The organism is Rothia sp. HMSC062F03, assembly GCF_001836905.1.
GTDB lineage: Bacteria > Actinomycetota > Actinomycetes > Actinomycetales > Micrococcaceae > Rothia > Rothia mucilaginosa_A.
Genome location: NZ_KV830898.1, coordinates 350,437 through 362,310, shown reverse-complemented (window position 1 = coordinate 362,310; position 11,874 = coordinate 350,437). Strand labels below are relative to the sequence as shown.

Here is an 11,874-nt window from a genome sequence, read left to right as displayed (position 1 = left end):
GTAGGACTGCTTCAAAACAGGGGCCTGGATGTTGGTGTTAGCGAATTGGTCCTCGATTTCTTGGAGCATTTCTTCGATAGTGGGTCCCTTGGGGGTTTCTTTGGGGTTGGTGGGGGTGAGGGTTTTAGTGTCGTTGGGTTGGCAGTATGTTGAGAACCCGGTTTTTAGGTTGTAGTTTGCAGCTTCGCCGGTTGCGGGTTGTTCTAGGATGCGTATGGGTTTACCCGGACGCTGGTCCTCGGAGTAGCATTCAGCATCGCCCGCTCTGCGCGCGGCGTGGGAGGTCATATGGTAGACCTGCCCCATACCGTCAACTGTTTTAGGATGTTCTTTATCCCAGGCCTGCCGCGATGCTTCCACTGAAGTCGTGGAGGCAGTATTACCGTCTGAAATGTCTACCTGTCGAGAATGGTCAGTAGTTCTGGAACGCTTCGTGTGGTTATCTTTCGATGGGGGATTCTCCCCGGGTACCTTAATGCAATGGCCATTAGAATTTTGACTCGTACATTCAGCTGCCATTGCAATCGGAGCGCTACACGTCATATTTACTGCAAAAATAGAAGCGTACAGAATAATATTTATATTCTTAATATTCTTCATGAAGGATTTCATTTTTGCTCCACATCTTCAGAACCTACAATCTTCCAATATCCATTAGAATACGTAAACAGAAAGTAAAAAGAATCGTTTTTCGTATCCGTATTAGCATCCATTTCGAGATGGCCATCAGGATTTACATATGTGACTGTTGACCACAGGATACGAAACTTCATTCGGTAATTTTTCTTCTGGCTATCATAAATCAGAGAACCTTCAGACTGATAAGATTCCAGTCCTCCAATAATCCATCCTCCGCGACTATAAAGAGATTCCAAATATTTGTATGATTTATATTCTTCTGTTTCTTGCGTAATATATTTATAGGCATAAGAACAGTCACCGGTTTGTGTACCGTAGTTGTGGGCAACCAGCCAGTCTTCCATCATGTGAATGAGACCCTCTTCGGTTTCAGGGTACTGCGCAGGCTCATTGCGGGGCTTGGGGACATTTTGGGCTGGGCCGTAACCGTCCGCCTTGCGGTACTCACCATCGGGGGCTTTCGAGCCACCGGAGTAGCCGCGGGTAATGACAGGGCTCGGAGTAGCTGAGGCCGAAGACGCCTCGGTAGCCGAAGCCGAGGCCGTAGCGGTCTCGCTCGGCGTGGCGGAAGAAGTCGAGCCGGCAGCCTCATTAGCGGCCTGCTGACCGCATGCCGCAAGCAGTCCGGTCAGGCCGAAGAGTGCGCCGCCGCTCAGCAGCGCACGGCGGGTCAAAACGGATTCAGGTCCCATTAGGGGTGCTCCAATCGTCGGTGATGGTGTGTATGTACTAGTCGAGAAGCTTTCTTTAGGTACGGCGACGTGCCTCGAAAGTGTTCTGGCTAGGTATTCCATGCTGTCGATGCACCGGTGCATCGCTTTGGGTCCTGAGACCACCTTACAGGATGTTTGCCATATTTTGCAGTCTTTTGTAGTTTGTGAAGTTTAGATATAGATATTGGAATACTTTCGCTATCAAGTAGGTCTTCGGAGTGTGTTGATTGAGAGAAGTGTTGGTTCAGAGGGTATTGGGGGAGGGGGCGAGGCAACCTCGACCTCTCAGACCTGCCAACTGCATCCGGCGCATCGCCTTACTCATAATGTGGCGGGCAACTCATGCGGCTCACGCGGGGTGTTAGGCAGTACTACACTTAAAACGAAAGTCACATCGCCGTCACTGAAGAAAAGAGTTTTTGTGCCCACCACGACCGTACATTTGACCGACCGCATCCCGCGCGTGTCTGCCGATGAGCTGCTGGCAGGTTTCCGCCCGTCAGAGCGTTTTGGAGAGGTTTCGTTCGACACCTATATCCCCGACCCGAACCAGCCTTCGCAGGCTGAAGCGGTGCAGAAGCTCAAGGATTTTGGCGACAAGATTAACGGCGGCGGCTCCGGCGGCGGCTTCTTTGGTCGACTCTTTGGCGGTAAGAAGAAGGACACTTCGAAGGCCGGCCTGTACCTTGACGGCGGTTTTGGTGTGGGTAAGACCCACCTGCTGGCTTCGCTGTGGCATTACGTGGACGGCCCGAAGGCGTTCGGCACGTTCGTGGAGTACACGAACCTGGTGGGCGCGCTGACGTTCCGCAAGACGGTTGAGGCGCTGAGCGGCTACAAGCTGGTGTGCATCGACGAGTTTGAGCTGGACGATCCGGGCGATACGGTGCTCATGTCCCGCCTGATGCGTGAGCTGGCCGATGCCGGCGTGAAGCTTGTGGCGACTTCGAATACTCTGCCGGGTGCCCTGGGTGAGGGTCGCTTCGCGGCGGAGGACTTTAAGCGTGAGATTCAGGTTCTGTCCTCGCAGTTTGAGGTGCACCGCGTGGATGGTGAGGACTTCCGTCACCGTGGCCTGCCCGCCGCACCGGAGCCTGTAGCAGACGCCGAGTTTGACGCGAAGGTTGAGGAGGTGTTCGCCGGTAAGACGGTGGGCGTCGATAACTTCGCGGACCTGGTGGAGCATCTGGCAAAGGTTCACCCCTCGCGTTACCGTCAGCTGATTGACGGTCTGCAGGGTGTTGCGTGGCGTGATGTTCGCCCGATTACTGAGCAGTCGGTGGCGTTGCGTTTTGTGGTGCTGGCCGACCGCCTGTATGACAAGGACCTGCCGATTGTTTCTTCGGGTGTGCCTTTTGACAAGGTGTTTACTGAGGAGATGCTGGCTGGTGGTTACCAGAAGAAGTATTTCCGTGCGGTGTCTCGTTTGACCGCGCTGGCTCGTGAGGGTCTGCTCGGCGAATCTGAGTAGCCGCCGCCTGACGCTGCGAAACCCCGCAGTGTGAACTGCGTAGGGTGAATCGCGCCGAAAAGTTTATATAGTAAAGACCCCCGCCGGATGCTCCACGAGAGGATCCGGCGGGGGTCTTTGTTTGTCTTGGCTAGTTTTTATTCTTAGGGCCGATGCTCTGCAGGCCTAGCTTGGTGGTGTACACCAGTTCGTAATCGCAGAGCCTGTACGAGTACACGCCTGCTTCGACCTCTTCAAAAGGCAGGATGAGCTGCCTTTTCAGAACGAATGAGTCCTTCCAACTTTTGATCCGTTCCTCTTCCAGCTGTTTCAATGCGGCGTTAAATCGGGGTGTACCACCCTCGGTGCGGTGATTGGGTGCATCTGAGTACTGGTAGGGGAGTCGAATGGATGAAGCCGCAAGTTGCATGCTCTGCTGGTACTCTGGAGGCGCATTATCTGAAGCATTAAATCGGAGGGAATCAGCTTCGTCTGTGCCGCTGATAGAAGGCAAGAGCCGGTAGCTCTTAATCGCACTCTTGGGATTGTCCGGTTGGCTCCGTTCCACAATGATTGCGATAACTTCTAGGGATGCGTAGGTGCCGCGAACCTTTGCCTCGCCGATTTGGTCGTCAGAGAACCGCCGGTCGACAGGCTCGAGAAGACGTTGCATACAATCTGCCATCGTTCTATCATCTGGGGTACGTACGCGAAGCAGATAATTTGAGGCCCTAGTTATCGCGTTTTTCTGGTTCTGTAGATACTCTTGTTCTGCGCTCATGTAACCACCAGCCCAGCTTTTAGGAATCTCGTCCGACATGCTTTTCTGATAACTCTTCTGCACCAGTGGACTGATGTCTGCCGGAATTCGAATCGGTTCACCGTCGAAGTGGGGGAGTAGCTGCGCGTAGCTACTGAACAGAATCTTCGGCTCATAGACTGCTTTGGACCCATCGGGGAAACGGGGTCTCTTATCTTGTGAGCCGAAAGTTTCAACTCCTCGCACGTAGCACACCGGCTTGCGGTATGCGGGGGTGCGTTCTGAGCTGCTGCGGCTATCGTGACGGTGCAGACGTCCCATACGCTGAAGCACCAGGTCAACCGGCGCGAAGTCGGTAATCATCACGTCAAAGTCCAGGTCAAGCGACTGCTCGATGACCTGCGTACCCACCACAATGAGGCGGTGCGGGCGCGAAGAATCCTCCCCGTCAGCTTCGCTGTAGTGAGCCTTTTTGCCGAGCTTTGAGACAAGGAGTTCTTCTTGCTCGGCGCGATGCGTGGCGGTAAAGCGAGAGTGCGTGAGGATAACATGCTCTTCACCGAACTGTTCACTCAGGAATGCGTGCATTTCCTGGGCTCGTCCAACGGTGTTGCAGATGATTGCGGCGCATCCATGGTCGTTAGCGAGCGGCTCGAGCACATGCAGGACGCTTTCGGGGCTGTCGTCAATGAGCTTCAGCTCAATTTCGGTTTGTTCTGCTGGCTGTTCAACCTTCCATTTCTTGGGAGTTCCGTTATCCTCGGCGGTGAGCGTGTGGATGACGGGGTAATCCAGATCGAGGGTGGGGTGGCTATATGTTGTTAGCTTAAGTGGCTTTGTTCCAATCTTTAGGCCCTTGGCATAGCTCTTCATGAGTTCATTACGAATGTCTGACGGCAGGGTTGCTGACATGAGGATGACGGGTGCGTTCATCTGACCCAGCCAGTAGAGTGCAGTAGAAAGGTACTTGCTCATGTATGCGTCGTAGGCGTGCACCTCATCAATGATGACGACCTTGGATGCAAGGCCAAGGTATCGGAGCATCACATGCCGTGCTTGCAACGCGGTCATGAGCACCTGGTCGATGGTGCACACAACGAAGCTGGAGAGAAGCCCCTTCTTAGTGCCGCTGAGCCAGCTGTGTCGTGCGAGAGACGTTCCGGGGTGTAGCGTTTTTCGATTGTTTTCTCGTCCAGGGGTGGGGGATTCGTCGAAAATATCTGCCTCGGAGAGTGCTTCATAGGATTTGTTGAATCGGTTCTTGGAATGGCCCAGGAACATGGAGCGCGGCTCAATAGCTTCACCCTGTTCTTGCGCCACATCGGCTGTCTGGTATTTCACCCATTCGATAACACGGTCAAAGAGAGCATTAGAAGTCGCCTGGGTTGGTGCCGCGAAGGCTACTCCGGTGCGACCGGTTGCCTGCGCAAGGAACTCTGCAGCGATGAGGCCAGCTTCAGTTTTACCCTGACCCATCGGCGCTTCGATACACATCATGCCGCCGCTTTGCATGGAGCGTGCCGCTTCAACTACGACTTCCTGCATGGGGCGCAGGGTCGGGTTGCTCCACCCAAAACGGGATGCGTAGAGATCAGCTGCAGGGGTGTCGGGGTTAGTATCCAACGCAGCGGTCCAGCGCTGTTCAAGCCCGAGTGCCTGCCAGCCGATGCGCGCTCGCTGTTCTTGTTCAGCTGAGCCGAAGGTCCCCATGGGGAAGAAATCAGGGTTTGAAGCAATCCAGTCTGACATGATGACAAAACCGGTAATGCAGAACTGCGCGGAGACGGGGATAGCCTGTCCGTGCTGCGCTAGCTGCTGTAGTGCCGAGGACGCGCCAAAGCGTTCCAGAGTGATGTCATAGAGTTCCTGCCAAGCAGCACGCCACTTGGACTTGGGGGAGAGGTCATTCAAAATACGGTTACTCAACGAGTCAGACTTGGGGAAATAACCTGCAGGTATGCCGTGGTGTGCACCAGAGATGCTAGCGAGAGTTATAATAACTTCAGGCGGCATGCCTACAACATTTTTAGTGAGTAGGTCAATGAGAATGCTCTGGCTGTACTTGCTGTGAGGGCATTGTGCATCTTTTTTGGAAGGTATGAGTCCCTCGGGGATGTCAAACTTCTCTTGCTCAATACGTTCGCGGTAAACACTAAGATGTTTACCGTTTTCTTGTTTGCCGAATTGACATGCGAATTCGGGGGTAGCCTTGCCCATGTCATGGGTGGCTGCGAGCCAGCAGACGAGCGCGCGCGTATCTTCCGTAGAAAGGTGGAGGTGCTCACTGAACCGCTTCTGCAGACCGGGGGCGAGCCATGTATCCCAGAGCCGGGCGGCAACAGAACCAGTATCGAGCATATGTTGAACGAGTGAGAGTCCTTCGGACATAGATTCTTTATTCTCTTCAGTAGAGGAATCTTGAATCCCGGTTTTAGCCCAGAATGCGGCTGTTGCAGATGTAGAAAGTCGGTCGGATTCAGGCATTACAATTCTCCTTAGACGGTAAACTAGTATAGGCCTTGCTACGGTGCGAGGTGTATGTTCCCCGAAGCAGACGGGGATGAGCCAGTGTACTTATGGTTTGTTAATGTGGTCCCTGCGTTAGCGGGGATTCTGCATCTGTTTCTAGTGTATTGAAAAATTTTTAAATGTGTACTTATAAATTTGTTAATCCATTGACTTAACCTTCTCTTCGGTCCTATGATGAAGTCATCAAGCCTATGAAGGCTCCATAAGAACCTTCTGGCAAGGAGCAGATAATCGATCTACTTTCATTGTGGGTCAGAAACCATATTTGTGCCTGTTTGTTCGTCATTTGACGGCGAGCTGACTTCGAAGGAGAAAGGAGCGCGAGTGGTTGAGCTGGAAGAGCCGCAGTATAACCTGAATAGTGAATGTTGGGTGCCTGTGCTTCTGTCGTCAGGGGAAACAACCGAGGTGTCTTTGAGGGACTTATTCGTTGGTTCCTACGATATCCAGGCGATTGATACCGGTGATCCATTGCAAGATACAGCGATTCTGGGTGTTGCCCTTGTCATCCTTGCGCGTGCAACGCTTAGGAATAATGAAATTGAGAATTTTGGAGGTTCGCCCAACTGGATTCGCCAGATGCGGAAGCCTAATGCCGATAACTTATCCGGAGTTCTGCAGTACCTTGAAGAATTCAATGACCGCTTCTGGTTGTTAGGTGGCGACCGCCCTTTCATGCAGGTATATGACTTGCACACGGCAAGGGGGGTTACGAAGCCTGTAAGCCGCTTGCTCTTGGATTCGGAGAGTGAGCATTATTCGTTGTGCGCTGAGAAAACTTTGAAATCTCTAAGCTATGCCGAAGCTGCGCGGCGTTTGGTTACTATTCAGGCTTACGATTACTCGGGTATTAAATCGGGCGCGGTAGGTGACCCCCGCGTTAGGGGAGGTAGAGGGTACCCCCTGGGCGTTGGCTGGTACGGTACGACTGGCAAGGTGATTATTCATGGTGCGAATTTGATGGAGACTTTGCTGTACAACATCGAGTACGCGCAGCTGACTGAAGAGTCATTGGAATACGATAAGCCAGTGTGGGAACGTGATAAGCCTGATACTGCGGCACCGCGTGCGTACACTGGTGGTCCTGCAGCTCAATATAAGGATCAGCCGGTACCCGCGAGTGGTATGTGCGAGATTCTGACCTGGCAGTCGCGTCGTGTCCGTCTATATCATGACGGCGAGCGAGTTACCTCGGTACTTATCTCTAACGGTGATAAGTGGTTTGACCGCAATACCTATGCTGACCCTCTGACCGGGTATCGGTACAGCAAGAATCAGTCGTCGAAAACCGAACAGGTGTGGATGCCTCAGGCTCATTCGACTGAACGTACCCTGTGGCGTGGTGCTGATGCTCTGCTGACTCGTCTCACCCCGGAATCGGAGAAGCAGAATAAGCCTGCTCCTGTGATTCGTCAGCTGGGTTTGGGAAGACATTTCCCGGCTGATGCTGAGGTGAAGGTTCAGCTAGTAGGTGTTGAATATGGCAACCAAAATGCTGTGATTGAGAATGTCATTTCTGATTCTATGACTCTTGAGCTTTCCTTACTGGCTGACGAAGGACTGAGTGTGTCTCATATGGTGCGTGAGAGTATTCGAGCCACTATGGACGCGGCAATTGCTCTTGGGCAGTTTGCTGGGCAGCTTCTGCAAGCTGCGGGTCGGGAATATGAGTTCCGGGCGGATGCTACCGAAGCTCTTCTGAACCGTATGGAAGATGCTTTCCGCCTCTGGCTCGCAGACCAGCGAGCAACAGAGGATATCACTGAGAAGAAGAAGGAATGGCAACGCCATGTACATGCCGTAATCAAGCATGAAGCGGACCTGCTTAAAGACAATGCAGGCCCTAAAGCTATGGTGGGTACTTTCGGTAAGGACTCATCAGGTAACGACGTTCTTTACAACGTCGCACGTGCAGAACGGTTGCTGTTTAGACAGCTACTAAAGATTATTCCTCTGGCATACCAAGACTCCGCTTCTCGCTCTAACAGGGAGGAACCTTATGAGTGATATGACTAAACAAGATGCACTGCAACGTTTTGTTAGCACTAAGATTAATCGTCTTTATCTTCAGAAAGACGCTGGCGTCTCCGCCGCTATTGCTGAGCTTGCACAGCTTCGTCGAGGTGCTGGAAAAGTTCCAACGGGCTATCCCCACCTAATGGGCATGGTGTTGGTGTTGGAGAATGAGGATAAAGAAGATAAGCAAGCATTTCCCGAGCAATGTCGTGGTAAGGGTGACAAGCCTAATGACGCGGAGATTGCTGCATATACTGCTCTAACGCTTTTTGCCCTGCACCAGCAGTCGCAGAATCAGCCCATGCATGATGCTAAGGTTTCCTTTGGTCGTGCTGTTGGCAAGCTGGTTGGTAATACCACGAGCTCAATGAAGAAGCGTTTTGATTCTCTACTGACCGCTCAGACGGAGAATGCTCGCCAGCATTACCTGCGTAGCCTTATTACTCTTCTCCGCTCTAAAAGTATTGCCTTTAATTACGGCCAATTTGCGGTGGACTACATGTACCTGCAGAATCCCTCGACCCGTAAGAATGTGCTTTACCGGTGGAACAGTGAATTCTCCTATGGTTTGGTACCTCCGCGCTCTGAAGACTCTAAAACGACTGAGTAACTATTACTTCTAACTGATAAGGACAAAATCATGACTACCTTTATCGATATTCATGCCCTGCAGACCATCCCTCCGTCGAATATTAACCGTGATGATACCGGCAGCCCGAAGTCTGCTTTCTTCGGTGGTATTCAGCGTCAGCGTGTTTCCAGCCAGGCTTGGAAGTCTGTTATTCGCCGCTATTTTGAATCGCACCTTGACCGTTCAAAGCTGGGTGTACGTACTCGCCTGATTGCCGACGAAGTAGTAGCACGCATCCTGAGTTCTGCACCCGAATTCGACGCGGATTCGGCCGAGGACGCTGTTGTCCAGGCTTTTACTGCTGTAGGAAATTCTAAGAAGCACGTTAAGCTTGAAAAGCAGGAAGGCGACAAGAGGATTTCAGATCGTGCTGTTTCAAATGCTGCTTTGTTTTTGAGCAACCAGCAGATTGATAAGCTCGCGCAGGCAATTATTGAGGCAAACGGTGAGAAGATTCCTCCGAAGCAGGTCAAGGAGATTCTTAATACCGAACATGGTATTGAAATTGCGCTCTTTGGCCGTATGGTGGCAGAAGCAGCCGACTTCAACGTTGACGCAGCATGTCAGGTAGCACACGCTTTGAGCGTTCACGGTTCTGAACCTGATTTTGATTACTACACCGCTGTGGATGATGTAGTTCGCGCCTCCGATGACGCTACCGGCGCTGGCATGATTGGCACCGTTGAGATGTCTTCAAGTACCTTCTACCGCTACGCCAATATCAACCTGGATGCACTGAACGCTAACCTGGGCGATGCTTCTGTAAGCGTTGAAGCAACCCTGGCTTTTGTGCGTGCATTCATTGAATCTATGCCTACCGGTAAGCAGAACTCTTTTGCTGCACGCACCCTGCCTGATGCGGTTATCGTAACCGTTCGCAACGACCGCCCCATCTCCTATGTGAATGCCTTTGAGAAGGCTATCACCGAGGTTGAGGGCCGCCGCCTGGCTGCTGCTCGTGCGCTCGCATCTGAGGCTAAGAACATTGAAGAAGCATACGGTTACGAGCCGGTTGCTTCGTATGTTCTGGCTTTGGGTGACCTCAAGGAAGAACTGGCTGGTCTGGGCGAGTCTGTCACTCTGAAGGGTTTGCTGGAATCCCTGGAAGCTCAGCTGACTGCTCTCACCTCTCAGGAGTCCTAATGCCTACCCTGCTCTTGAAGATGAGCGGGCCGTTGCAATCATGGGGCACTCAGAGCCGTTTCCGTCGCCGTGATGCTGGACATGAGCCGAGCAAATCTGGCGTGATTGGAATGGTCGCTGCTGCCCTGGGGCGCTCGCGTAACGAGCCGGTTGATGATTTGGTTTCGCTGAAGTTCGCGGTGCGTACGGATGCTCCTGGCACCTTGATTCGTGACTATCAGACCGCTAAGAATTGGGTTAAGAATCCTAAGGGAGATGCGCTTCTCTCTGCTCGTATGTACCTTTCAGATGCTGTTTTTGTGGTGGCCCTGGAAAGCGAACGTGAACAGATTGAGGCTATCGAATCTGCGCTGAAGAAGCCCGTATATCCGCTGTATCTTGGGCGGCGTTCATGCCCGGCTGGTTACGACCTTGTTCTGGGCATCCGTGAGGAATCTGCTGAGGAGGCTCTGCGTTCGTTGGAGTGGCAGGTTCCTGAGTATCGCCGTAAAGATTTTATTGATGCTGTGGAGCTCCCTATTTTGCGAGATGCTCAGCCAGGTGAACGTGGAGATCGAGTGCAGGATATTCCGGTGAGCTTCAGCCCGGAGCATCGTCAGTATACTTCACGTGAGGTTGTGTTGGTCAAACCTGTTCAAGTTGATAATCCCCAGGGATGGAAACCTCCTTGGAAGAAGAAAACTAAGGGACACGAATCTTCTGACGCTTTCTCTGAAAATAAGATTATGAAGGTAGTAAAGGACGCATGACATACTTTTCTTGTTTCATGATTAATCCTCAGCATCGTGGTGCATGGAAGTTATTGCGTAGCCCGCAGGCGATGCATGCAGCTGTGATGGCGACTTTGCCGCCGGATACGGATTATTCTGAGGGTCGCATTCTGTGGCGTTTGGATGAGTCTAAGCATGCTCCGGTTCTGTATATGCTGAGCCCTGAGGAGCCTGATTTTTCGGCTCTTGTGGAGCAGGCTGGTTGGCAGACTCGCCCTGGTGAGAGCGTTCATTATGGTCGTTTGTTGGCGAAGCTGGAGAACGGTCAGGAGTGGGCTTTCCGTCTTGCCGCGAACCCGGTGAAGCGTCATACGAATCAGCAGACGGGTAAGCGTGAGGTGTTCCCGCACGTGACTGTTGCCCAGCAGCGGGCGTGGATTCGTGAGCGTGCTCCGCAGTGGGGATTTGAAGTAATTCCTACTGTTGAGGGTCAGGATATTGAGGAGTGCCCGATGGTTTCTTCTCGTCAGGACCTTGCGTTTGCCCGCCGTAATGCTGAGGGTAAGGTCGGTAAGGTGACTCACCGTAAGGCTCAGTTTGACGGCGTTCTTCGCATCACTGATGTTGAGCTGTTCCGTAAGTCTCTGCTTTCCGGTATGGGCAGGGGCAAGGCGTACGGTATGGGCCTTCTAACGTTGGTGCCTCTGTCCCGATGAGTGCTGTGGAGCAGAGGGGGAGCTAATCTGTGCGGGACAATGTTTTGCTTGTGTTCCCCGCACGAGCGGGGATGAGCCTGACCCTCAGGCAGCTATCCGTGCGATGGGAGAGTGTTCCCCGCGCGAGTGGGGATGATCCCGGGGTACCCTCCGCTATACCAGCGATGTCAGTGTGTTCCCCGCGCGAGCGGGGATGAGCCGTACGGTTTCTACGTTGGGTCCTATGGCTCTACGTGCTCCCCGCGCGAGCGGGGATGAGCCGGGCGACGACTGGTTCGGCCGCGTCGGACTGGTATGTTCCCCGCAGTAGCTGGGATGAGCCGACCTTACCCCAGAAATCTGCAAGGGCAGTAGGATGTTCCCCGCGCGAGCGGGGATGAGCCCCACTTGGGAAAACGCGGGCCTGTACCCCTTCGGTGTTCCCCGTGCGAGCGGGGATGAGCCCGAGGACAATCACTGGGGGCGCGTGCTCGGCATGTGTTCCCCGCGCGAGCGGGGATGAGCCCGCTTCAGGGGTGGAATTTTGGAGAAGGTCGGTGTGTTCCCCGCGCGAGCGGGGATGAGCCC

9 protein-coding genes are annotated in these 11,874 nt (G+C 53.1%); 6 read left to right on the top strand and 3 right to left on the bottom strand.

Annotated features, from left to right (window positions below; translation table 11 throughout):
- Both HMPREF2674_RS09350 and HMPREF2674_RS08995 read right to left on the bottom strand, forming a co-directional pair.
- Positions 1-600 (bottom strand): hypothetical protein (locus HMPREF2674_RS09350; RefSeq protein WP_141761830.1); only part of this gene is annotated, 600 nt, incomplete at its 3' end.
- A gap of 8 nt (positions 601-608) precedes the next feature.
- Positions 609-1,331 carry a DUF6318 family protein gene (locus tag HMPREF2674_RS08995; protein ID WP_070825477.1) on the bottom strand — a complete coding sequence of 241 codons (723 nt, stop codon included), beginning with the start codon at positions 1,329-1,331 and terminating at the stop codon, positions 609-611.
- Positions 1,332-1,773: 442 nt separating this feature from the next.
- Here HMPREF2674_RS08995 and zapE point away from each other — a divergent pair, with 442 nt between their 5' ends.
- Positions 1,774-2,823, top strand: a complete 1,050-nt coding sequence (zapE, locus tag HMPREF2674_RS08990) for a cell division protein ZapE (RefSeq protein ID WP_070825476.1) — start codon at positions 1,774-1,776, stop codon at positions 2,821-2,823.
- Positions 2,824-2,953: 130 nt separating this feature from the next.
- On the opposite strand, the gene HMPREF2674_RS08985 is transcribed toward zapE, so the two are convergent.
- The gene (locus HMPREF2674_RS08985; protein ID WP_070825475.1) at positions 2,954-6,046 is read right to left on the bottom strand and encodes a CRISPR-associated helicase/endonuclease Cas3; all 3,093 of its coding nucleotides are present in this window, start codon (positions 6,044-6,046) and stop codon (positions 2,954-2,956) included.
- A gap of 369 nt (positions 6,047-6,415) precedes the next feature.
- Between HMPREF2674_RS08985 and casA the strand changes: the two genes are divergently transcribed.
- From casA to cas6e, 5 genes are read left to right on the top strand one after another with little or no spacing between them, the layout of a single operon-like run.
- Complete coding sequence (gene casA / locus HMPREF2674_RS08980; RefSeq protein WP_070825474.1) at positions 6,416-8,098, top strand: type I-E CRISPR-associated protein Cse1/CasA; 1,683 nt, start codon at positions 6,416-6,418, stop codon at positions 8,096-8,098.
- Positions 8,091-8,717, top strand: a complete 627-nt coding sequence (gene casB / locus HMPREF2674_RS08975) for a type I-E CRISPR-associated protein Cse2/CasB (protein WP_070825473.1) — start codon at positions 8,091-8,093, stop codon at positions 8,715-8,717. The genes casA and casB overlap by 8 nt, the downstream gene beginning before the upstream one ends.
- A gap of 30 nt (positions 8,718-8,747) precedes the next feature.
- On the top strand, positions 8,748-9,881 hold the full coding sequence (gene cas7e, locus HMPREF2674_RS08970) for a type I-E CRISPR-associated protein Cas7/Cse4/CasC (protein ID WP_070825472.1): 1,134 nt from the start codon (positions 8,748-8,750) through the stop codon (positions 9,879-9,881).
- A complete protein-coding gene (cas5e, locus tag HMPREF2674_RS08965; protein WP_084824474.1) occupies positions 9,881-10,630 on the top strand; it encodes a type I-E CRISPR-associated protein Cas5/CasD in 750 nt (249 codons plus the stop codon). Before cas7e ends, cas5e begins: the two co-directional genes overlap by 1 nt.
- Entirely contained in the window at positions 10,627-11,307 is a 681-nt protein-coding gene (gene cas6e / locus HMPREF2674_RS08960) for a type I-E CRISPR-associated protein Cas6/Cse3/CasE (protein ID WP_070825471.1), read from the top strand. The genes cas5e and cas6e overlap by 4 nt, the downstream gene beginning before the upstream one ends.
- The last annotated feature ends 567 nt before the right edge of the window (positions 11,308-11,874 follow it).

Coding starts and splice junctions, on each gene's coding strand:
- HMPREF2674_RS08995 (WP_070825477.1), bottom strand. CDS start 1,331: ATGGGACCTGAATCCGTTTTGACCCGCCGTGCGCTGCTGAGCGGCGGC.
- HMPREF2674_RS08985 (WP_070825475.1), bottom strand. CDS start 6,046: ATGCCTGAATCCGACCGACTTTCTACATCTGCAACAGCCGCATTCTGG.
- casB (WP_070825473.1), top strand. CDS start 8,091: ATGAGTGATATGACTAAACAAGATGCACTGCAACGTTTTGTTAGCACT.
- cas7e (WP_070825472.1), top strand. CDS start 8,748: ATGACTACCTTTATCGATATTCATGCCCTGCAGACCATCCCTCCGTCG.
- cas5e (WP_084824474.1), top strand. CDS start 9,881: ATGCCTACCCTGCTCTTGAAGATGAGCGGGCCGTTGCAATCATGGGGC.
- cas6e (WP_070825471.1), top strand. CDS start 10,627: ATGACATACTTTTCTTGTTTCATGATTAATCCTCAGCATCGTGGTGCA.